Source organism: Lacisediminihabitans sp. H27-G8 (assembly GCF_046156175.1).
Lineage (GTDB): Bacteria > Actinomycetota > Actinomycetes > Actinomycetales > Microbacteriaceae > Lacisediminihabitans.
The window spans coordinates 181,074-203,241 of record NZ_JAYLVL010000003.1 but is presented as its reverse complement, the minus strand read 5'-3'; the positions used below and the strand labels follow the sequence as shown (position 1 = coordinate 203,241).

22 protein-coding genes are annotated in these 22,168 nt (G+C 65.3%); 15 read left to right on the top strand and 7 right to left on the bottom strand.

The window, feature by feature from the left end; all coding sequences use genetic code 11:
• Positions 1–53: 53 nt before the first annotated feature.
• From atpB to VLI63_RS10220, 10 genes are all read left to right on the top strand, one after another.
• Complete coding sequence (gene atpB / locus VLI63_RS10265; protein WP_185204005.1) at positions 54–887, top strand: F0F1 ATP synthase subunit A; 834 nt, start codon at positions 54–56, stop codon at positions 885–887.
• An 84-nt stretch (positions 888–971) separates the two neighbouring features.
• Positions 972–1,211: an ATP synthase F0 subunit C gene (gene atpE, locus VLI63_RS10260; protein WP_147784898.1), complete on the top strand. Its 240-nt coding sequence runs from the start codon at positions 972–974 to the stop codon at positions 1,209–1,211.
• 2 nt (positions 1,212–1,213) lie between these two features.
• On the top strand, positions 1,214–1,777 hold the full coding sequence (locus tag VLI63_RS10255; protein WP_185203274.1) for a F0F1 ATP synthase subunit B: 564 nt from the start codon (positions 1,214–1,216) through the stop codon (positions 1,775–1,777).
• 2 nt (positions 1,778–1,779) lie between these two features.
• Complete coding sequence (locus VLI63_RS10250; RefSeq protein WP_409156768.1) at positions 1,780–2,574, top strand: F0F1 ATP synthase subunit delta; 795 nt, start codon at positions 1,780–1,782, stop codon at positions 2,572–2,574.
• 66 nt (positions 2,575–2,640) lie between these two features.
• Positions 2,641–4,278 (top strand): F0F1 ATP synthase subunit alpha, encoded by a 1,638-nt coding sequence (gene atpA, locus VLI63_RS10245; RefSeq protein WP_409156767.1) that lies wholly within the window; start codon positions 2,641–2,643, stop codon positions 4,276–4,278.
• A 153-nt stretch (positions 4,279–4,431) separates the two neighbouring features.
• Positions 4,432–5,331: a F0F1 ATP synthase subunit gamma gene (locus VLI63_RS10240; RefSeq protein ID WP_409156766.1), complete on the top strand. Its 900-nt coding sequence runs from the start codon at positions 4,432–4,434 to the stop codon at positions 5,329–5,331.
• A 43-nt stretch (positions 5,332–5,374) separates the two neighbouring features.
• On the top strand, positions 5,375–6,835 hold the full coding sequence (gene atpD / locus VLI63_RS10235; RefSeq protein WP_185203281.1) for a F0F1 ATP synthase subunit beta: 1,461 nt from the start codon (positions 5,375–5,377) through the stop codon (positions 6,833–6,835).
• Positions 6,836–6,837: 2 nt separating this feature from the next.
• Positions 6,838–7,122, top strand: coding sequence for a F0F1 ATP synthase subunit epsilon (locus tag VLI63_RS10230; protein ID WP_409156765.1), 285 nt, complete (start codon positions 6,838–6,840; stop codon positions 7,120–7,122).
• A 21-nt stretch (positions 7,123–7,143) separates the two neighbouring features.
• Positions 7,144–7,653, top strand: coding sequence for an AAA family ATPase (locus VLI63_RS10225; RefSeq protein WP_409156764.1), 510 nt, complete (start codon positions 7,144–7,146; stop codon positions 7,651–7,653).
• Entirely contained in the window at positions 7,653–8,399 is a 747-nt protein-coding gene (locus VLI63_RS10220; RefSeq protein WP_409156763.1) for a YaaA family protein, read from the top strand. The genes VLI63_RS10225 and VLI63_RS10220 overlap by 1 nt, the downstream gene beginning before the upstream one ends.
• Positions 8,400–8,499: 100 nt before the next feature.
• Here the strand turns inward: VLI63_RS10220 and VLI63_RS10215 are convergent, their stop codons facing one another.
• Entirely contained in the window at positions 8,500–9,096 is a 597-nt protein-coding gene (locus VLI63_RS10215) for a DNA-3-methyladenine glycosylase I (RefSeq protein WP_409156762.1), read from the bottom strand.
• Positions 9,093–9,629, bottom strand: a complete 537-nt coding sequence (locus VLI63_RS10210; RefSeq protein WP_409156761.1) for a methylated-DNA--[protein]-cysteine S-methyltransferase — start codon at positions 9,627–9,629, stop codon at positions 9,093–9,095. The genes VLI63_RS10215 and VLI63_RS10210 overlap by 4 nt, the downstream gene beginning before the upstream one ends.
• 111 nt (positions 9,630–9,740) lie before the next feature.
• Between VLI63_RS10210 and VLI63_RS10205 the strand changes: the two genes are divergently transcribed.
• Positions 9,741–10,712: an aldo/keto reductase gene (locus tag VLI63_RS10205; protein ID WP_409156760.1), complete on the top strand. Its 972-nt coding sequence runs from the start codon at positions 9,741–9,743 to the stop codon at positions 10,710–10,712.
• Positions 10,713–10,726: 14 nt separating this feature from the next.
• Here the strand turns inward: VLI63_RS10205 and VLI63_RS10200 are convergent, their stop codons facing one another.
• A complete protein-coding gene (locus VLI63_RS10200) occupies positions 10,727–11,641 on the bottom strand; it encodes an NADP-dependent oxidoreductase (protein ID WP_409156759.1) in 915 nt (304 codons plus the stop codon).
• A gap of 56 nt (positions 11,642–11,697) precedes the next feature.
• Between VLI63_RS10200 and VLI63_RS10195 the strand changes: the two genes are divergently transcribed.
• From VLI63_RS10195 to VLI63_RS10185, 3 genes are read left to right on the top strand one after another with little or no spacing between them, the layout of a single operon-like run.
• Positions 11,698–12,282: a TetR/AcrR family transcriptional regulator gene (locus VLI63_RS10195; RefSeq protein WP_409156758.1), complete on the top strand. Its 585-nt coding sequence runs from the start codon at positions 11,698–11,700 to the stop codon at positions 12,280–12,282.
• A gap of 2 nt (positions 12,283–12,284) precedes the next feature.
• Positions 12,285–14,018: an ABC transporter ATP-binding protein gene (locus VLI63_RS10190; protein WP_409156757.1), complete on the top strand. Its 1,734-nt coding sequence runs from the start codon at positions 12,285–12,287 to the stop codon at positions 14,016–14,018.
• Positions 14,015–15,994 carry an ABC transporter ATP-binding protein gene (locus VLI63_RS10185; RefSeq protein WP_409156756.1) on the top strand — a complete coding sequence of 660 codons (1,980 nt, stop codon included), beginning with the start codon at positions 14,015–14,017 and terminating at the stop codon, positions 15,992–15,994. Before VLI63_RS10190 ends, VLI63_RS10185 begins: the two co-directional genes overlap by 4 nt.
• Here VLI63_RS10185 and VLI63_RS10180 read toward each other — a convergent pair.
• The 4 genes from VLI63_RS10180 to VLI63_RS10165 all read right to left on the bottom strand — a co-directional run bounded on the left by VLI63_RS10180 (position 15,991) and on the right by VLI63_RS10165 (position 20,598).
• Entirely contained in the window at positions 15,991–17,049 is a 1,059-nt protein-coding gene (locus tag VLI63_RS10180; protein WP_409156755.1) for a hypothetical protein, read from the bottom strand. The genes VLI63_RS10185 and VLI63_RS10180 overlap by 4 nt on opposite strands.
• Before the next feature lie 144 nt (positions 17,050–17,193).
• Positions 17,194–18,585 (bottom strand): NAD(P)/FAD-dependent oxidoreductase, encoded by a 1,392-nt coding sequence (locus VLI63_RS10175; RefSeq protein WP_409156754.1) that lies wholly within the window; start codon positions 18,583–18,585, stop codon positions 17,194–17,196.
• Between the two features lie 109 nt (positions 18,586–18,694).
• The gene (locus tag VLI63_RS10170) at positions 18,695–20,125 is read right to left on the bottom strand and encodes an aspartate aminotransferase family protein (protein WP_409156753.1); all 1,431 of its coding nucleotides are present in this window, start codon (positions 20,123–20,125) and stop codon (positions 18,695–18,697) included.
• A gap of 5 nt (positions 20,126–20,130) precedes the next feature.
• Positions 20,131–20,598 carry an Lrp/AsnC family transcriptional regulator gene (locus VLI63_RS10165; protein ID WP_185203306.1) on the bottom strand — a complete coding sequence of 156 codons (468 nt, stop codon included), beginning with the start codon at positions 20,596–20,598 and terminating at the stop codon, positions 20,131–20,133.
• A 123-nt stretch (positions 20,599–20,721) separates the two neighbouring features.
• Here VLI63_RS10165 and VLI63_RS10160 point away from each other — a divergent pair, with 123 nt between their 5' ends.
• On the top strand, positions 20,722–22,158 hold the full coding sequence (locus tag VLI63_RS10160; RefSeq protein WP_409156752.1) for a gamma-aminobutyraldehyde dehydrogenase: 1,437 nt from the start codon (positions 20,722–20,724) through the stop codon (positions 22,156–22,158).
• The last annotated feature ends 10 nt before the right edge of the window (positions 22,159–22,168 follow it).

Genomic DNA, 22,168 nt, shown 5'->3' with positions numbered 1-22,168 from the left:
GAGTTATGACGAACGCCCCCCTTCTTCTCGCCGCGTGACTACACGCCCCGATTCTGGAGTTAGCGCTGCTACCCCACGCACTTAATCTCATCCTCCCACTCGCCAGCGAAGGCGACGGCGGCGGTAGCTTCGTCGGGCCCAGTATCGGTGAGTTCTTCCCGCCGATCATCGCGTTCGCGGGTACCCCCTTCGAGCTCAACCGGGTCATGCTCGTGCGCATCATCACCACGGTCATCGTCATCGTGGTCTTCTCGCTGTTGACGCGATCGCTCAAGGTCGTTCCGACTCGCTGGCAGAGCGTGCTCGAATTCGGCACCGACTTCGTGCGCGTCGGCATCGCCGAAGACCTGCTCGGCAAGAAGGACGGTCGCCGGTTCCTTCCGCTGCTCATGACCTTCTTCTTCATGATCCTGGCGATGAACTTCACCGGGGTTGTGCCCTTCGTCAACATCGCCGGCACCTCGGTGATCGGTGTGCCGCTGCTGCTCGCTGCCATCGCCTACTTCACCTGGATAATCGCCGGACTGAGGAAGCACCCCGGGAAGTTCCTGCGCAACGCGCTGTTCCCGCCCGGTGTGCCGTGGCCGCTGTACATCATCGTTACTCCGATCGAACTGATCTCGACCTTCATCGTTCGACCGGTCACCCACACCCTTCGACTCCTGATGAACATGATCGTCGGCCATCTGCTGCTCGTTCTGTTCTTCCTCGCCACCTCGTTCTTCTTCTTCGAGGCGAACGGACTGTACAAGCTCTTCGGCATCGGAACGATCGCTTTCGGGCTGGCCTTCACGGTGCTCGAACTCCTGGTCATCGTGCTGCAGGCCTATGTCTTCACCATCCTGACGGCCGTCTATCTCCAGCTCGCGCTGGCAGATGAGCACTGACCCAACCTGACTGACCAGTAACGACCTAGCACGACGCGAGTCGGGCAACCGCCCCTCGCACCATCACGGAAGGAAACACACAACGTGGACACCACTACCGTCGCCGCACTCAGCGGAAACATCGCGACGATCGGCTATGGCCTCGCAGCAATCGGCCCGGCAATCGGAGTCGGAATCGTCGTCGGAAAGACGATCGAGTCCGTCGCGCGCCAGCCTGAGCTCCAGGGTCGCCTGACCGTGCTGATGTACATCGGTATCGCCTTCACCGAGGCACTCGCCTTCATCGGTATCGCAACGTACTTCATCTTCACCACCGGACAGTAGTCATGAAACCCCTTCTTCTCGCGGCGGCTGCGGAGGCGGATCACAATCCGCTCATTCCGAGTCTTCCGGACATCATCTGGTCGGCACTCTGCTTCATCGTGCTGTTCATCTTCTTCTGGAAGAAGATCCTGCCGAACGTGCAGAAGACGCTCGACGCACGCGCCGAGCTCATCGAAGGTGGCATCAAGAAGGCCGAGAACGCCCAGGCCGAAGCGGCAGCAGCTCTCGAGAAGTACAACGAGCAGCTGGCAGAAGCACGCGCAGAGGCCGCGAAGATCCGCGACCAGGCCCGTCAGGATGGCACCAAGATCCTGAACGAGCTCAAGGAGCAGGCATCCGCGGATGCGGCCCGCATCACGGTCAACGCGCAGGCGACGATCGAAGCGGAGCGCCAGTCTGCGCTCGTCTCCCTCCGCTCCGAGGTCGGATCCCTCGCGATCGACCTCGCCTCCGGCGTCATCGGGCAGAGCCTGTCCGACGACAAGAACGCGGCGAACCTGGTCGACCAGTTCCTCGCAGATCTCGAGAAGTCAGAAGCGGCAGCCAAGCCGGAGTCGGTGAACTGAGCATGGGATCAGCGACCAGGGAAGCTCTCGCCGCCTCACGGGCGGAACTTTCGTCCATGGGCTCGGCCGACCTGGCCACTGCCGATGAACTGTTCTCGGCCGGCCGGATCATCGGCGGCTCGGCGCAGCTCATCTCGATGCTCACGGACACGGCGACGGGTGCTGCGGACAAGCAGTCCATCCTCGCGGCGGTGTTCGGCACCAACCTCAGTCCGGTGACCCTTCGGCTGCTCGGCACGGCGGTCTCGCACCGCTGGTCCGACTCGGAGGACCTGCTCGCGGGTATCGAAGAACTCGGGCTGCGCGCGGCGGCGGACTCTGCGCCGGCGACCGTGAACATCGATGCGGAGCTGTTCGCATTCGGCACGGCGGTCTCGTCGAACTCCGAGCTCGAACTCGCGGTGAGCAGCAAGCTCGGAACCCCGGAGTCGAAGGTGGCGCTCGTCGAGGCACTTCTCGCGAAGAAGGTCTCCGCTCAGACACTCGCGATCGTCCGCCACCTGATGCAGCAGCCCCGTGGCCGTCGTATCGGCGAGTTGCTGCGCACCGCAGCATCCATCGTCGCTGACCAGTCCGGACTCGCGGTCGCCATCATCACCAGCGCGACTCCGATTCGGGCGGTGCAGCTCGAGCGACTGCAGAAGGGTCTCGCCGTCAAGTTCGGCCGAGCGCTCAAGTTCAACCTGGTCGTCGATCCAGCCCTCATCGGCGGGCTCCGCGTGCAGGTCGGCGACACGGTCATCGACGACAGCGTCGCATCGAAGATCAAGGATCTCCGGCTCCAGCTCGCCGGATAGCGAACCCTCTCCCCACACAGACCCCCCGAAGCCGTTGGGCTTCGCGAAGACAAGGAAACAACGGAAATGGCAGACCTCACGATCAGCCCGGATGAGATCCGCGACGCGCTCAAGGACTTCGTCAAGGCCTACGACCCCGCGTCCGCCTCGACGACAGAGGTCGGTTACGTCATCGACGCAGCCGATGGGATCGCCCACGTGCAGGGTCTTCCCGGCGTCATGGCGAACGAGCTCATCAAGTTCGCCGACGGCACCCTCGGCCTCGCCCAGAACCTGGACGAGAACGAGATCGGTGTCATCGTGCTCGGCGAGTTCGGCGGCATCGTCGAGGGCCTCGAGGTCACCCGCACCGGAGAGGTGCTCTCCGTCCCCGTCGGTGATGCCTACCTCGGTCGCGTCGTCGACCCCCTCGGCGCCCCGATCGACGGTCTCGGCGAGATCAAGGGCGAGAGCCGTCGTGCCCTCGAGCTCCAGGCTCCCGGCGTCATGCAGCGCAAGAGCGTCCACGAGCCGATGCAGACCGGCATCAAGGCCATCGACGCCATGATCCCGATCGGTCGCGGCCAGCGCCAGCTCATCATCGGCGACCGCCAGACCGGTAAGACGGCCATCGCGATCGACACGATCATCAACCAGAAGGCCAACTGGGAGTCGGGCGACACCACAAAGCAGGTTCGCTGCATCTACGTCGCCATCGGGCAGAAGGGCTCGACCATCGCTTCGGTGAAGGGCGCGCTCGAGGATGCCGGAGCCATGGAGTACACCACGATCGTGGCGTCCCCGGCCTCAGACCCCGCCGGCTTCAAGTACCTCGCCCCCTACACCGGCTCGGCCATCGGCCAGCACTGGATGTACGGCGGCAAGCACGTGCTGATCATCTTCGACGACCTCTCCAAGCAGGCCGAGGCCTACCGCGCCGTATCGCTGCTTCTGCGTCGTCCCCCGGGGCGCGAGGCGTACCCCGGCGACGTGTTCTACCTGCACTCCCGTCTGCTCGAGCGTTGCGCCAAGCTCTCCGATGAGCTCGGCGCGGGATCCATGACCGGTCTTCCGATCATCGAGACCAAGGCCAACGACGTCTCGGCATACATCCCGACCAACGTGATCTCGATCACCGACGGACAGATCTTCCTGCAGTCCGACCTCTTCAACGCCAACCAGCGCCCCGCGGTCGACGTGGGAATCTCGGTCTCGCGAGTCGGTGGTGATGCCCAGGTCAAGTCGATCAAGAAGGTCTCCGGCACGCTGAAGCTCGAGCTCGCGCAGTACCGCTCGCTCGAGGCCTTCGCGATGTTCGCATCCGACCTCGACCCGACCAGCCGCCGCCAGCTCGCCCGTGGAGCGCGCCTCACCGAGCTTCTGCGCCAGCCGCAGTACTCGCCGTACCCCGTCGAGGAGCAGGTCGTCTCGATCTGGGCCGGAACCAACGGCAAGCTCGACGAGGTGGCTGTCGAAGACGTGCTGCGCTTCGAACGCGAGCTGCTCGATTACCTGGGTCGCAACACCGAGGTGCTGTCGAAGCTGAAGGCCACGAACGTGCTGGATGACGACACCGTCAAGGCTCTCGACGAGGGCGTGGACAAGTTCAAGCTCGAGTTCCAGACCGGCGAGGGCAAGCCGCTCGCATCGGTCGGCCACGAGGAGTTCGAGGCAATCGAGCCCGAGAACATCGCCCAGGAGCAGATCGTCAAGCAGAAGCGCTAAGTCCGGTGATCGGGTAGGGCCCCGGGCTCGCATCGAGATCACGGTCTCGATACGAACGGGTCTCGACACGTACGGGTCTCGATACGGGCGCTGAGAGCCCCACTCGACCACCACTACACAAACTGAAGTAAGACGAGAAGAAAGTAATAGGACATGGGAGCGCAACTTCGGGTCTACCGGCAGAAGATCAAGTCTGCCCAGACGACCAAGAAGATCACTCGAGCCATGGAGCTGATCTCGGCCTCACGCATCCAGAAGGCGCAGGCGAGGGTCGCGGCATCCGGACCATATTCGCGTGCTGTCACTCGTGCCGTGTCGGCTGTGGCCACCTTCTCCAACGTCGATCACCTCCTCACCACCGAGCCGGAGAAGGTCGAGCGCGCCGCTGTCGTGCTCTTCACCTCCGACCGGGGACTCGCGGGTGCGTTCAGCACGAATGTCGTGCGCGAATCGAACGAGCTCGTCACCCTGCTGCAGAGCCAGGGCAAAGAGGTTGTCTACTACCTCGTCGGGCGCAAGGCGGCGGCGTACTTCGCTTTCCGCAAGCGGCCCGCTGAGCAGATCTGGACGGGCGGCACCGAGAAGCCCGAATTCGAGACCGCGCAGAAGATCGGCGAGACTCTTGTCGCCAAGTTCATCCAGCCGGCGAGCGAGGGCGGGGTCGACGAGATCCACATCGTCTACAACCGCTTCGTCAGCGTGGTGACCCAGGTGCCCGAGGTCGTGAGACTGCTGCCACTCGAGGTCGTAGAGGGGGTCGAAGCTCCCGAAGACAACGAGGTGCTGCCGCTCTACTCGTTCGAGCCAGAGGTCGATGATGTGCTGGATGCCCTGCTTCCGGTGTATATCGAGAGCCGCATCTTCAACGCGATGCTGCAGTCCGCCGCATCCGAGCACGCGGCCCGCCAGCGGGCGATGAAGTCGGCGAGCGACAATGCCGACAAGCTCATCACCACCTTCACCCGCCTGGCGAACAACGCGCGCCAGTCCGAGATCACCCAGCAGATTTCCGAGATCGTCGGCGGCGCCGATGCACTCTCGCCCAAGAAGTAAGCGCTGAAGCGCTCAGAAGAAGCCCAGGAGAATCGAGAAGCACATGACTATCACAGCCCCTGCTGACCAGGCCACGGCTCAGCCCGCCGGAATCGGACGCATCGCCCGCGTCACCGGTCCCGTCGTCGACATCGAGTTTCCCCACGATGCCATCCCCGGCATCTACAACGCCCTGAAGACCACGGTCACCATCGGCGAGGACTCCAACGAGATCACCCTCGAGGTGGCACAGCACCTCGGCGACGACCTCGTGCGTGCCATCGCTCTGAAGCCCACCGACGGCCTCGTTCGTGGCCAGGAGGTGCGCGACACCGGCGGACCGATCACGGTTCCCGTCGGAGACGCCACCAAGGGCAAGGTCTTCAACGTCATCGGCGAGGTGCTCAACGGTGAGCCCGGCGAGACCTACGAGTGGGCCGACCGCTGGTCGATCCACCGCGAGCCACCGCCCTTCGACCAGCTCGAGTCGAAGACCGAACTCTTCGAGACCGGCATCAAGGTCATCGACCTGCTCACCCCCTATGTGCTCGGCGGAAAGATCGGCCTCTTCGGAGGTGCCGGTGTCGGCAAGACCGTGCTCATCCAGGAGATGATCCAGCGCGTCGCGCAGGATCACGGTGGAGTTTCGGTGTTCGCCGGTGTCGGCGAGCGCACCCGTGAGGGCAACGACCTCATCGCCGAGATGGAAGAGGCGGGCGTCTTCGACAAGACCGCCCTCGTCTTCGGCCAGATGGATGAGCCGCCGGGGACGCGTCTTCGCGTCGCCCTTTCGGCACTCACCATGGCGGAGTACTTCCGCGATGTGCAGAACCAGGATGTGTTGCTCTTCATCGACAACATCTTCCGGTTCACCCAGGCCGGTTCCGAGGTCTCGACGCTGCTCGGTCGTATGCCGTCCGCGGTGGGATACCAGCCGAACCTCGCCGACGAGATGGGCATCCTGCAGGAGCGCATCACCTCGACCCGTGGACACTCGATCACCTCACTGCAGGCGATCTACGTGCCGGCGGATGACTACACCGACCCCGCTCCGGCGACCACCTTCGCGCACCTCGATGCGACGACCGAACTCAGCCGCGAGATCGCGTCGCAGGGCCTCTACCCGGCCGTCGACCCGCTCACCTCGACCAGCCGCATCCTCGACCCCCGGTACCTGGGTGCAGACCACTACCGCGTGGCGACCAACGTCAAGGCGATCCTGCAGAAGAACAAAGAACTCCAGGAGATCATCGCGATCCTGGGTGTCGACGAGCTCTCCGAGGAAGACAAGATCACCGTCTCCCGTGCCCGCCGCATCCAGCAGTTCCTCTCGCAGAACACCTACATGGCGAAGAAGTTCACCGGTGTCGAGGGATCGACCGTGCCGCTCAAGGACACCATCGAGTCGTTCGACGCGATCGTGAAGGGTGACTTCGACCACGTGGCCACCCAGGCCTTCTTCAACGTCGGTGGCATCAACGACGTCGAAGAGCAGTGGGCGAAGATCCAGAAGGAGAACGGCTAATAATGGCCGAGACTGATGCTCGTCAACTGCAGGTGAGTGTCGTGTCGGCCGACCACGAGGTCTGGACCGGCACGGCAACGATGGTGGTCGCACGAACCACCGAGGGAGAGATCGGTATCCTCCCCGGCCATGAGCCGCTGTTGGCGATTCTCAGCGCCGGAGAGGTCCGGATCACCACAGGCTCGGGATCTGCTGCGGTGCGGGCGAATGCCGAGGATGGTTTCCTCTCGGTGGAGCACGACACCGTCACGATCGTCGCCCGCAACGCCGCGCTCGTCCAGGGCTGACTTCTTCCGATGCTGATCGCGATGGCTGGGCTGCCGGCGGCGGGCAAGAGCACCATCGCCGAGATTCTCGGCGGAAGGCTCTCCGCGTCGGTGGTCTCGGTCGATCCGATCGAGTCGGCGATTCTCGAGGCGGGGATCGACAGCGACCAGCCGACGGGACTCGCCGCCTACCTGGTGGCGGAGACCATCGCCGCACTCGTTCTCGAGTCCGGCCACAGTGTGATCGTCGACGCCGTCAACGGAGTCGACCCGGCCCGGGAGCAGTGGGTGCAGCTGGCCAAGTCCCGCGACGAGACGCTTCGCTTCATCGAAGTCATCTGTTCCGATCCCGAACTGCACCGCGAACGCCTGGAAGCTCGCGGGCGTCGTTTTCCGCACGTGAACGAGCCGAGCTGGCATGCCGTCGAGCAGAGTCTCGACGAGTATCTGCCCTGGGCCGGTGCCAGTGCCGCGGTGCCGCGGATCACGCTGGATTCGGCGCAACCCCTCGGTGTGAACGTGGATTCCGCACTCGCGTTCATCACCGGCTAGTGCTGTTGCTACTGCCCCCTTCCGAGACGAAACGCGACGGGGGTGACGACGACGCGCGGCTCGACCTGTCGCGGCTGAGTCATCCCTCCCTGACCGCACAGCGGCGCTCCGCCCTCGCCGCGACGCGCGCGCTGTCGAGCAATCGTGCCGCGATGGCTGCCGCTCTGAAGCTCGGTGCCAGCCAGCAGTTCGAGGTGACTCGCAATCGGCAGTTGCGATCCTCGCCCACCACTCCCGCCCTCGACCGCTATACCGGCGTGCTGTATGACGCCCTCGACGCCGGCACGCTTTCGACCGCCGGCCGGGCCTTCGCCCGGGATCATGTGCTCATCCACTCCGCTCTGTTCGGGCTGCTCGGTGCCGACGATCCGATTCCCGCCTACCGGCTGTCCCACGATTCGAAGCTGCCGGACCTTCAGCTGAAGAAGCTGTGGCGTGAGCGCATCTCCGCGGTGCTCGCCGCCACCGACGGAGTGATCCTCGACCTGCGATCGGAGAGCTATGTCGAACTCGGACCGGCTCCGCTGGGGTCCACGAGCGCCGTCGTGCGTGTCGTCTCCGACTCCGGTTCCGGTCCACGACGAGCCCTCAACCACTTCAACAAGAAGGGCAAGGGCGAGTTCGTGCGCATCCTCTGCGAGGCGGCCATCGACCACTCGAGCATCGATTCGCTGCTGGAATGGTCAGCCGGCGCGGGCATCCGCCTCGAGCGCGGCGCGGAGGGCGAGCTGGACCTCGTCGTCTGACCGGGCTCCTTTGACCAGAAGCGTCTGACCGGATTTCTGACCGGGCACCTTTGACAGGGACCGTCTGACCGGGCTCCTCCGACCAGGAAGCTCGCGCGCGTCAGTCCGCGCGCCAGCATCCCTCGACGTGATCGTCGACCATGCCGGATGACTGCATCAGGGCGTACATGGTGGTCGGCCCTACGAATCGAAGCCCGATCGCCCGCAGTCCCGCGCTCATCGCGGTGGACTCCGCGGTCACCGCGGGGATATCCCCGAAGCTCGCCGGCCGGGACCGGGCGCCACGGGACGGAGCGAAGCCCCACAGCAGTCGGTCGAAGGCGCCGGGGTCATCCTGCACGAGCTGGCGCACGATGACCGCGTTGGAGATCGTGGCCTCGATCTTCGCGCGGTTTCGGATGATGCCGGGATCGAGCACGAGGCGCTCGACATCCTGCTCGGTGAACTCGGCCACTCGATCGATGTCGAAGTCGCGGAACGCGACTCGGAAGGTCTGCCTCCGACGCAGGATGGTGATCCAGGACAAACCGGCCTGGAACCCCTCGAGGCTCACTTTCTCGAAGAGCGGCCGATCGCCCCTGAGCTCGACTCCCCATTCCTCATCGTGATAACGGCGATACTCCTCGTCGCCGGCACTCCACGCGCAACGACTCAGCCCGTCCTCCCCGAGCAGGACGGCGCTCCTCGGCTCGCTCATCCCCGGTGGCCGATGCCCTCGTGGTCGAGCAACCAGACCTTGGTCGGGATGCCGTTGCCGCCGCTGTAGCCGGTGATGCGACTGTTGGCGGCGAGCACCCGATGACAGGGGACCAGGATGGGCACCGGATTGGCTCCGACCGCGCCGCCGACCGCCCGGCCGGCCGAGGCGCGGCCGGTGAACAGCCCGAGGTCCCCGTAGGAGATCACCTCGCCGAACTTCAGCTGCGCCAGTCGTGCCCACACCGAGCGCTGGAAATCCGTGCCGCTGAGGGCGATCGGCACGTCGAAGGACGTGCGTGTGCCGGCGAAGTATTCGGAGAGCTGAGTCGCGGCTCGGTCGAGCACCGCATCGCTGTGCTCCTCCTGCTCGTCATGAGGCAGTACCCCGCCGCGTTCGATGGTCAATGAGACGACGGCGACACCGTTTCCGACCAGTTCTATGCGGCCGATGGGACTGTCGAGCCGACGCAGCGGGAGCGATGGAGCAACCGTGGCAGCAGCAGTGGCGGTTGCGGGGGAGAGGGTGGTCATGATTCGACTGTAGTTGCGGCATCCGTCAGTCCTCTCGCGGGAATCGGACATCGGTTCGCAATGGCGAAGCGCTCTGGGATGTGTAGGAGAGGACCGGCCTAGGCTGGTCATATGGCTGCAATCGACTATCGCGCACTCGGCGACTCCGGGCTCATCGTCTCCACCATCGGCCTCGGCTGCAACAACTTCGGTCGGGCGAATACGGCAAGCGAGTCCCAGGAGGGCACCGATGCCGTGATAAACGCGGCGATCGACGCCGGCGTCACCTTCTTCGACACCGCCGACATCTATGGCTCGGAGCGGGGACTCAGCGAGACCCGCATGGGCCATTCGCTCAAGGCTCGTCGGCACGAGATCGTGCTCGCCACGAAGTTCGGGATGGACATGGCCGGCACCAACGGGCCGGACTGGGGAGCACGCGGCTCGCGTCGCTACGTGCGACTGGCGGTGGAAGCATCCTTGCGCCGGCTCCAGACCGACTGGATCGACCTCTATCAGCTGCACGTGCCCGACCCCCAGACACCGATCGAAGAGACCCTTTCGGTGCTCGACGACCTCATCATGGAGGGAAAGGTGCGCTACATCGGGCACTCGAACCTCACCGGCTGGCAGATCGCGGATGCCGAGTACCGTGCGATCCTCGGCGGTCATCCGAAGTTCATCTCGGCTCAGAATGAGTATTCGCTGCTCGTGAGGGACGTCGAAGACGAGGTGCTGCCCGCGGTCAACCACTACGGGCTCGGCTTCCTGCCGTTCTTCCCGCTCTACAACGGCCTGTTCACCGGCAAGTTCAGCCGGTCCGGCGGGCCGGCGGACAGCCGGATCGTGAACCTGCGGCCACACCTGCTCGAGAGCGCCCCCTGGAACACGCTGGAGCGGTACGAGGCCTTCTGCACGGAGCGGGGCATCACGATGCTGGCCGCCACCCTTGCCTGGCTGCTGGCTCAGCCCGGCCTCAGCAGCGTGATCGCGGGGGCGACGAAGCCCGAGCAGATCATCCAGAACGCCGAGGCAGCCACCGAGTGGACGCCGTCGAGCGACGAGATCGCGGAGATCTCGACCATGTTCACCGACCCGACCTAGAGGGAGGCGGTCGTTCAGGGCAGGGTGAGCACGATCTTGCCGCGGAGGTGGCGGGATTCGAGCTGCTCGTAGGCTCCGCGCACCTCGGCGAGCGGGTAGGTTGCCGCGAGCGGGAGCAGGATGGTGCCATCGGCAACGAGCCGAGCAAGTCGGCCGAGGTCTTCGGACTTCTTGCCGCCCCCACCGATGTTCGAGATTCCGTATTCGGCCGCACCCTCGAAGTAGACGATCGAGTTGATGCGTTTCGGATCCACCCCGAGCTCGATGGCGACCTCCACGGTCTCCTGGCCCGCGTTGTCGATCACCGCGTCGATCCCCTGGGGCGCGGCCGCGCGCAGGCGGTCGATCATCCCCGGCCCGTAGGCCACCGGGATGATGCCGAGGCCGCGCAGATAGTCGTGATTGTCTGCGCCGGCCGTGCCGATGACGATCGCCCCCTCGGCAATCGCGAGCTGCGCGGCGAAGAGCCCCACGCCACCGGCCGCAGCGCTCACCAGCACGGTCTCCCCGCGCTGGGGCGCGACCGCTCGAGTGGACCGCTCTGCCGTGTTGCCCACGAGGCCGAGCCCGCCGGCGATCGCCCAGCCGAGGCCGGAGGGCTTGGGCGCGACATGACCGACGGGCACCACCACGAAGTCGGCCTGCGCGGTGAAATTGCTCCAGCCGAGCACCTCGTCGCCCACGGCGGCGGTCGAGACCCCGTCGCCCAGTTCGTCGATCACGCCAGCGAACTCGGAGCCCTGGCCGCTCGGCAGCACCCGGTGGGGGAGGAGGTCGGGGGACCGGCGCACCTTGGAGTCGAAGTTGTTGAGACCGGCCGCGCGCACGGCCACGCGCACCTCGCCGGCGCCCGCGTGCGGCTCAGCGACCTCGACGATGTCGAGGACTTCCGGTCCGCCGTAGCGGCTGTACTGAACGATTCGCGACATGCTCCGATTCTACGATCCGTATTGTGAGTGAGCACTCACTCCGATATTCTGAGCGGATGACGCTACTCAGGAGTTCCCGCGCGAGCCCATTGTCGGTGGACGACCGCCGAGCGATGATCGTGGATGCCGTCATCCCGCTGCTGCTCGAATACGGACGCGATGTCACGACGAAGCAGATCGCCGAGAGTGCGGGCATCGCCGAGGGCACCCTGTTCCGGGCCTTCGGCGACAAGGAGTCGATCATCGCGGCAGCCGTCGAGAAGTTCCTCGACCCGGAGCCCCTGCGCATGATGCTGCGAGGGATCGATCCGGAGGATCCGCTCGAGCGCCAGGTGCACGACCTGATCTTCCACCTGCGCACTCGCTTCGAGGGCATCTTCGGCATCATGGCGGCGGTCGGGATGCACGGTCGACCTCCCGGCTCCGACGGTCGCGCCGAACTCGCCGAACTCGTGACCGCTGTGCTGTCCGAGCGTCCCGGCGTGCTGCGGGTCGAGGCGAGCCGGGCGGCCTCTCTCATCCGCCTTCTCGCCCTCGCCTCCTCGATCCCCCCGTTCACCGAATCTGCACCCTTCACCACCGATGAGCTGACCGACCTCGTGCTCCACGGCATTCTCCAGCCCGACCCAGGAAGAGACTGACCATGCTCCTTCGCCTCCTGCGCCAATACCTGCGCCCACACAGCCGACTGCTCGCCGGGGTCGTCTTCTTCCAGCTCCTCCAGTCGATCGCCTCGCTCTACCTCCCGACTCTCAACGCCGAGATCATCGACAAGGGCGTCGCGACCGGAAACACCGGCTACATCCTCGGCACGGGGGCTGTGATGCTCGGCATCACTGTTCTCCAGGTGGCGTGTGCGATCACGGCCGTCTACTTCGGAGCACGGGTGGCCATGGGGCTCGGGCGCGACCTGAGGGCCGCGGTGTTCCATCAGGTCGGCGGCTTCTCCGAACGTGAGGTGACGACCTTCGGGGCTGCCTCCCTGATCACCCGGTCGACCAACGACGTGCAGCAGGTGCAGATGCTGGTGCTGATGACGTGCACGATGCTCGTCTCCGCGCCCATCCTCGCCATCGGCGGTATCGTGCTCGCTCTCCAGCAGGACCTCCAGCTCTCCTGGCTCATGGCCGTCAGCATCCCGGTTCTCGTCATCGCGATCGGTCTCGTGATCTCCCGCATGGTGCCGCAGTTCCGCCTGATGCAGAAGCGCATCGACACGATCAACCGGGTGCTTCGCGAGCAGCTTTCGGGCATCAGAGTCGTTCGCGCGTTCGTGCGGGAGGATGTCGAGACCGAGCGATTCCGCCGTGCCAACGATGATGTGACCGCCACCGCGTACCGGGTCGGGCGCCTCACCTCGTTGATGTTCCCCATCGTCATGCTCGTGCTCAACGTATCGAGCGTCGCGGTGATCTGGTTCGGAGCCTTCCGCATCGACGACGGATCGATGCAGATCGGCACGCTCACCGCGTTTCTCCAGTACCTCATGCAGATCCTCATGGCGGTGATGATGGCCACCTTCATGGCCATCATGATTCCGCGTGCCTCGGTGAGCGCAGACCGCATCGGGGAGGTGCTCGGCACGGATTCGACGGTCGTTCCTCCATCCGATCCGGTCACGCAGTTGCGCGAACACGGTACCGTCGAGCTTCGAGATGTCGGTTTCGCCTACCCGGGCGCGGAGCAGCCGGTGCTCACCGACATCCGCTTCTCGGTGCCGGTCGGGTGCACGACCGCGATCATCGGCAGCACCGGGGCGGGTAAGACCACGCTCATCAACCTGCTGCCGCGCCTCTTCGACGCGACCTCTGGCACCGTTCTGGTCGATGGTGTGGATGTCGCGCAGCTCGACCCCGACCTGCTCTGGAGCCGCATCGGGCTGGTGCCGCAGAAGCCATACCTCTTCTCCGGCACCGTGGCGAGCAACCTGCGCTACGGCAAGCCGGATGCCACCGATGAGGAGCTGTGGGCCGCGCTGGCGATTGCGCAGGCCAGCGATTTCGTGCGCGAGATGCCCGAGGGCCTCGACTCGGTGATCGCTCAGGGCGGCACGAATGTCTCCGGCGGACAACGCCAACGGATCGCGATAGCGCGGGCCCTGGTGAAGCGTCCGGAGATCTACATCTTCGACGACTCCTTCTCCGCTCTCGACCAGGCGACGGATGCCCGGCTGCGCCAGGCGCTCGCGCGCTCGCTTCCGGAGGCGACCATGGTGATCGTCGCCCAGCGCATCTCGACCATCATCGATGCCGACCAGATCGTCGTGCTCGACGACGGAAGGGTGGTGGGGCTCGGAACCCATGAGGAGCTTCTCGAGTCCTCGCCGACCTACCTCGAGATAGTGCAATCGCAACTGACCGTGGAGGCGGCAGCATGAGCGACTCGAAAGACACGCGCACCCCCAACCGGCCCCCGATGGGCCGCGGCCCCGGTGGCGGCGGGCACTTCGGCGGAGTGGGTATGCCGGTCGAGAAATCGCTGAACTTCGGTCCCTCGGCCAAGCGGCTCGTCGGCAGACTTCGCCCTGAGCTCATGCGTATCACGGTGGTCACCGTCCTCACCGTCGTCAGCGTGTTCCTCACCGTCCTCGGGCCGCGACTGCTCGGAGAGGCGATCAACCTGGTCTTCGACGGCTTCATCTCTGCGAAGCTGCCGGCCGGGTCGACCAAAGCCGACATCATCGCCGGTCTGCGCGCCTCTGGAAACACCGCCCAGGCGGACCTGCTGAGCGGCATGGATCTCACCCCCGGCGTCGGAATCGACTTCAGCGCGATCAGCCGCATCCTCATGATGCTGCTCGCCTTCTACCTGCTCGCGGCGGTGTTCGGATACCTGCAGGGTCTGGTGCTCAACGGAGTGGTGCAGCGCACGGTCTATCGCCTACGCTCCGAGGTGGAGGAGAAGATCAACAGCCTGCCGCTCTCCTACTTCGACCGGATGCAGCGGGGTGAGCTTCTCAGCCGGGTGACCAACGACATCGACAACATCTCACAGAGTCTCCAGCAGACTCTGAGCCAGCTGCTCACGTCGCTGCTGACCGTGGTGGGCGTGCTGGTGATGATGTTCCTGCTCTCGCCGGTGCTCGCCCTGATCGCCCTCGTCACGATCCCCCTCACCCTGGGCATCACCAAGGTGATCGCGGGGCGGTCGCAGAAGCTCTTCGTCGCCCAGTGGAAGCACACCGGGGAGCTGAACGGGCAGATCGAGGAGACCTTCACCGGGCACTCCCTCGTGAAGGTGTTCGGCCGCCAGCGCGAGGTTGAGCAGCGCTTCGATACGAAGAACGAGGAGCTGTTCACGGCGAGTTTCGGCGCTCAGTTCGTCAGCGGCATCATCATGCCAGCCATGATGTTCGTCGGCAACCTGGTCTACGTGGCGATCGCCGTGGTCGGCGGACTGTTCGTGGCCGCCGGCAGCATGGGACTCGGTGACGTGACGGCGTTCATCCAATACTCCCGGCAGTTCACCCAGCCGCTCACGCAGCTCGGCAGCATGGCGAACCTGCTGCAGTCCGGTGTCGCCTCCGCCGAGCGGGTCTTCGAGCTGCTGGATGCCGAGGAGCAGTCCGCCGATCCCGCTGTCGCTAAGACCCCCGGCCCGGCAACCCCCGGCCGGCTCGTCTTCGAAGAAGTGTCTTTCCGGTACACGGCCGACAAACCGCTCATCGAGCACCTCTCGCTCACCGCCGAACCCGGTCAGACGGTCGCCATCGTCGGCCCCACCGGTGCGGGAAAGACCACCCTCGTCAACCTGATGATGCGTTTCTACGAGCTCGATGGCGGTCGCATCACCCTCGACGGGGTCGACACCGCGGTGATGACCCGCGACGACCTTCGGTCGCGCATGGGGATGGTGCTGCAGGACACCTGGCTGTTCGGCGGCACGATTCGCGACAACATCGCCTACGGAAAGCCGGGGGCGAGCGAGGAGGAGATCCTTGCGGCGGCCCGGTCCACCTATGTCGACCGTTTCGTGCACTCCCTTCCTGACGGCTACGACACGGTTCTGGATGATGAGGCCTCGAATGTGAGCGCGGGAGAGAAGCAGTTGCTCACGATCGCCCGGGCCTTCCTCGCCCGGCCGAGCGTGCTCATCCTCGACGAGGCCACGAGCTCGGTCGACACCCGAACGGAACTGCTGGTGCAACAGGCGATGAGCGCCCTGCGCACCGATCGCACGAGCTTCGTCATCGCCCATCGGCTCTCCACGATCCGGGACGCTGACCTGATCCTGGTGATGGAGGCCGGAAGCATCGTGGAGCAGGGCACGCATTCCGAGCTGCTCGCCAGCGAGGGCGCATATTTCCGGCTCTACAACTCCCAGTTCGCCGAGCCCGCGGTCGAAGAGGTCTAGCCGCCGGAGCCGTCTGCGGGAACGGGCGTCGAGAGGGTGGTGCCCGGACCCTGGTTGAGCGCGGTGTTCAGTCCCGCCGTCTGCTGGGAGAGTGCCTTCAGCTCGTCACGGTCGGCGTTGTATTCCGCCGTCTTCGCGAGAACATCCGCGTACTGCGCGTCGAGGGCGACCTGACGCGAATGGAGAGCGGCTTCGGCGAGGTCGATCTGGCGGTTGGAGGTGAAGTCGGTCCGCGCATTGAAGCGACGGATATCGGCGTTCAGCTGGGCATAGCCGCTCGTGTACGCGGCATACTCTGCATCGATCGTGGAGCGGAGGGAGTCGAGCGAAGACGACAGAGCGATGGACCGATTCTCGAGATCGGTGAAAACGGCGTCGGTCTTGACCTGGAGGGCGACGATCGCCTGCCGGTTACCGAGCCACTTCGCGTAGTGCGCCTCGAGCTCGGGGGAGATCGAGGAGATCTCGGTACCGATGATCGAGTGCAGCTCGTTGTCGCGTTCGCCCGGTTCGTTCTTCGCGTAGTAGGCGAGACGAGCCTGGAAGTCGGCGTTTCCCGCGAGCTTCGCCGCCTCGTGTTCGAGCAGCGGAACGAGCTGCTGCTGCTCGGCGGTGTTGAGGCGATCCCAGACCGCGTGGAGCATTTCGTGGGCGGCGACGACGTCGGTGAGGCCGAGCAGACGGTGGTCAGTCACCGCGAAGAGGTGGATCGACCGGTTTCGGGGCAGGTAACAGCCCAGGATGCCGCTTCCCTCCTGGTTGCTCGCGCAACTCGAAGCGAAGGTCGTGGATGATTCGATCACCGGCTTGCTGGCGAGAAACTGGAATCGACCCTCCTCGGTGAGGTGCGACGACGCGATGAGTGCGGTGACTTCTGCCGAGGGGTGGAAGGTCCAGACCGTGTACTGGTCGAGCAGGCGCTGGAAACCGAGAAAGGCCAACACGCCGGCGGCCACGAGTATCAGGGCCAGCACGGTGGGAAGCACGCGCCTGAGACGCGACCGGCGACGCGGTGTCGAGGGCAGGGCGTAGGTGTCCTGGTCGAACAGCGTCATGATCCCCCGATCGCCTGCCCGGGGGCGGCTGAATTCTCCGGCCGGCTTCGAGAATATTACCAGCGCTGTCGCCCGCGGGTCAGTGCCCTGATCGAGGGGTGGCCCTGCCCAGTGCCCTCCTCAGTGCCCTCCACAGTGCCCAGTTCAGTGGCCGGTGAGGGGAGCCATCAGGCGGGCGGCCAGCGACGCGCGGCCGGTCATCCGCTCCTCGGCATCGGCGACGTTCATCGCGGTGGTTCCGAGGTTCGCGCCGATGAAGCGAAGGGGTTCCGGCTCCCACAGGGGAGAGTGGTGATTCACCCAGGGGAGTCGTGAGATCGGCGTGTCACGTTTCAGGATGAGGTCGGTGAGGGTGCGTCCGGCGAGGTTGGTGGTGCTGAGCCCGTCACCGACGTAGCCGCCCGCGGTGGCGATGCCGGTCGAGGGCTCGAAGCTCGCCCCGGCGTGCCAGTCGCGGGGCACACCGAGCGGCCCGCCCCAGCGGTGCGTGATCGCCGCCTGACGGGCGACGGGGAAGATGTCGCCGAGCGTCCGCTCGAGATGATCGAACACTCCGGGTACCCGGTCGTACTCCGCGCGGATGCTGCTGCCCCAGTGGTACCGGGCACCCCGGCCTCCGAAGGCGAACCGGTTGTCTGCCGTGCGCTGACCGTAGACGAGAAGGTGTCGGAAGTCCGCGAAGGTCTGGCCGTGCTCGATGCCGATCTCGTCCCACAGCTCGTCGCTGAGCGGCTCGGTGGCGATCATGAGGGAATAGAGCGGCAACACCCGGCGATGGGTTTGCGGCAGGGATGCCGCATAGCCCTCTAGCGCGATGACGATGGCCGCGGCATCCACGGTCCCATGTTCCGTGATCACTTGCCCGGACCGCCAGGAGAGCACCTCGGTCTCTTCGTAGATCGTGACCCCGAGCCCCTCGACCGTCCTCGCGAGCCCGCGAACCAGTTTCGCCGGGTGAAGTCGCGCACAGGCCGGATCGAAGGTCGAGCCGAGCGCGCCTGTCGCCCCGCGCGGCGAGTGGGCGGCATCTCTCAACTCGAGTTCATCCACTCCCCACGTCGCCGCCTCGGCGACCTCGTTTCGTGCTGCGACGAGCTGGGCGGCACCGCGCGCGAGGCTCACCGTCCCGCCCTTGACGAAGTCGCAGTCGATGCCTTCCGCCGAGGTCACCCGCCCGACTTCGTCGACGGTGTCGATCATCGCCTGGCGCATCGCCAGGGCCGCGGCGCGACCGTGACGGCGCTCTAGTGACGCGGTCGATGCGGGAAACAGGGCGGAGCACCATCCGCCATTGCGTCCGGATGCTCCGAATCCCGCGATGTGCTTCTCGAGAACCGCGATGCGGAGGCTCGGATCCGCGGAAGCGAGGTAGTAGGCGGTCCAGAGTCCGGTGAGCCCGCCTCCCACGATGGCCACGTCCACCCCGAGATCCCCGGGCAGCGCGGGGCGGGGCCGGAGATCATCCGCTCCCGCCTCGCCACTGTCGACGGTCGACAGGGAGTCGAACCAGAAACTCAGCGCGCGAAAGTCAGCCATCGCTCATCACCAGGTCTTTCTCCGTGCCTCGATCGTTCCCCGTGTGCATGTCGAACGCGGAAATGACAAGGGGGAACCGCCCAGGGCCTGCGGGCTGCGCGGAACGGGGCTACAGCCGGGTCCACGCCTCGGTGAGCACACTTCGCAGGGTCTGCTCGATCTCGTCGAACTCCGGCTGGCCGATGGTGAGCGGTGGAGCCAGCTGGATCACGGGGTCTCCGCGGTCGTCCGCGCGGCAGTAGAGCCCGGCGTCGAAGAGCGCCTTGGACAGGAAGCCGCGAAGCAGGCGCTCCGACTCGTCGTCGTTGAAGGTCTCCTTGGTGGCCTTGTCCTTCACCAGCTCGATTCCGAAGAAGTACCCGGCACCGCGCACGTCGCCGACGATCGGCAGGTCGTTCAGCTTCTCGAGAGTCGCCCGGAAGGCGGGGGAGTTGAGCCGCACATTCTCGTTCAGCTTCTCCTCTTCGAAGATGTCGAGGTTCGCCAGCGCGACGGCCGCGGATACCGGATGACCGCCGAAGGTGTAGCCGTGATAGAACGACGTGTTGCCGTGCTTGAACGGCTCGTAGATGCGGTCGCTGATGATGGTTGCGCCGATCGGCGAGTACCCGCTGGTCATGCCCTTCGCGCAGGTGATCATGTCGGGAACATAGTCGTAGGCGTCGCAGGCGAAGAACTCGCCGATGCGGCCGAATGCGCAGATGACCTCATCGGAGACCAGGAGCACGTCGTACTGGTCGCAGATCTCCCGCACGCGCTTGAAGTAGCCGGGAGGCGGGGGGAAGCATCCGCCCGAGTTCTGCACGGGCTCGAGGAAGACGGCGGCCACGGTCTCTGGGCCTTCGAAGAGGATCATCTCTTCGATGCGGTTGGCAGCCCACAGGCCGAAGGTCTCGAGGTCTTCGGTGGGAGCGCCCATCTCGGCGGCACGATAGAAGTTCGTGTTCGGCACGCGGAAACCACCGGGGGTCACCGGCTCGAACATCTCCTTCATGGCCGGGATGCCCGTGATCGCGAGAGCGCCCTGGGGGGTGCCGTGATAAGCGACGTTGCGCGAGATCACCTTGTGCTTCGTGGGGCGACCCTGAAGCTTCCAGTAGTACTTGGCGAGTTTGAAGGCCGTCTCGACGGCCTCGCCACCACCGGTGGAGAAGAACACTCGGTTGAGGTCGCCCGGAGCGTAGTTCGCGAGGCGGTCCGCGAGCTCGATGGCGCTCGGATGCGCGTAGGACCAGAGCGGGAAGAAGGCGAGTTCCTCTGCCTGCTTCGCCGCGACCTCGGCGAGACGACGGCGTCCGTGGCCGGCGTTCACCACGAACAGGCCGCTCAGGCCGTCGAAGTACTTCTTGCCGGTGGAGTCCCAGATGTGGTGACCCTCGCCCTTGACGATGATCGGAACCCCCGGGCCGTCTTCCATGACGGACTGGCGGGAGAAGTGCATCCAGAGATGGTCCTTCGCCTTCTGCTGCAGTTCGGCCTCGCTGAATTTCGAGGAGCCGACAGTCGAAGGAATGCTGTGTGTGATGGTGTCGATTGTCATTTTTCTTATCTCGTTCCCCAGTTGTAAAACTGCTTCTGCAGTCTCAAGTACACGAAAGTCTCGGTGGACTGCACGCCGGGGATCCCGCGGATCTCCTTGTTGAGCAGTTCGATCAGGTCTTCGTCGTTCTCACAGACGACCTCGGCCAAGAGGTCGAAGCTGCCGGCCGTGAGCACGACGTAGTCGACGGCGGTGATGCGGCCGAGGGTCTCCGCGACCGTGGTGGTGTCTCCGGTCACGCGGATCCCGATCATCGCCTGGCGATAGAAGCCGAGCTGCATCGGGTCGGTGACGGCCACGACCTGCATGACGCCGGAATCGGTGAGCTTCTGCACGCGCTGGCGCACCGCAGCTTCACTGAGCCCGACCGCCTTGCCGATCTCGGCATAGCTGCGTCGGCCGTCGGCCTGCAACTGCTCGATGATCGCCTTGGACACCTCGTCAAGGTGCATCGGCTTCGGTTTGGGACTCATGCCCTGATTCTGTCAGTGCGATGGTCTTGTGACAAGTGAATCCGCATCTCGAAGGGTGTTTTGCTGCGGAATCGGTAGTCGGCGTGCATGGTGCCGGCCACGGTCGCTCGCTATGTTGGGACTATGACGACCCCCCGGCTTCGAAACTTCATCGACGGCGACTACGTGGAGGCGACCGGTGAGTCGACGTTCGACCTGATCGATCCGGCGACCGAGCAGGTGTACGGCACATCCCCGATCTCCAGCGCAGCGGATGTCGACTCCGCCTACCGCGCCGCATCGGCGGCATTCGAGGAGTGGGGGGACACGACGCCGAGCGAACGACAACTCGCCCTGTTCCGTATCGCCGACGCGATGGAAGCGAACGCGGAGAAGTTCGCCGACCTCGAGTCGAAAGACACCGGCAAGCCCCGCGCGACGCTCGTGACCGATGAGATCATGCTCTCGGTCGACCAGATCCGCTTCTTCGCCGGGGAAGCCCGACACCTGAGTGGCATGGCCTCCGGGGAGTACCTCAAGGACCATACGTCGCAGATCCGCCGGGAGCCGATCGGCGTGATCGGCCAGGTCACCCCGTGGAACTATCCGCTCAACATGGCGGTGTGGAAGTTCGCTCCCGCGCTCGCGGCAGGCAACACCACGGTGCTGAAGCCCTCGGACACGACCCCATCGGCCACCCTCTTCCTCGCCGAGATCGCAGCGGAGTTCCTGCCCCGAGGGGTCCTCAATGTCATCACCGGCGACCGGACCACCGGGGGAGCGATGATCGATCACAAGACACCGCAGATGGTGTCGATCACCGGATCGGTGCGCGCAGGCATGGAGGTCGCGAGGGCCGCCGCCCTGGATCTCAAGCGCGTGCACCTCGAACTCGGGGGCAAAGCGCCGGTCATCGTGTTCGACGACGCCGACATCGAATCCGCGGTGGAGGGAATCGTCGGCGCCGGGTATTTCAACGCAGGCCAGGACTGCACGGCCGCGACCCGCGTGCTGGTGCAGGCGGGCATCCATGACGAATTCGTCGCCGCTCTGGCCGCCTATGCCCGCCAGAACGCGAAGACGGGGCTGCCCGGCGACCCCGAGGCATTCTTCGGCCCGGTGAACAACGCCAACCAACTCGCCCAGGTCGAGGGATTCATCGACCGCTTGCCCGACAACGCGACGATCGAGCTCGGCGGGCGTCGGCAGGGTGCCACGGGATACTTCCATGAGGCCACCATCGTCTCGGGACTGAATCAGACGGATGACGCGGTGCAGAACGAGATCTTCGGGCCGGTCATCACCGTGCAGAAGTTCACCGACGAGGCTCAGGCCCTCGAGTGGGCGAACGGCGTGCAATACGGCCTGGCCTCGAGCGTGTGGACGCAGAATCACGGTCGTGCGATGCGCTGTGCCAAGCGCCTCGACTTCGGCTGCGTGTGGATCAACACCCACATCCCGATCGTCGCGGAGATGCCCCACGGCGGCTTCAAGCACTCGGGCTACGGCAAGGACCTCTCCAGCTACGGATTCGAGGACTACACCCGGATCAAGCACGTCATGAGCTACATCGGTCGCTGACGCCACGGGC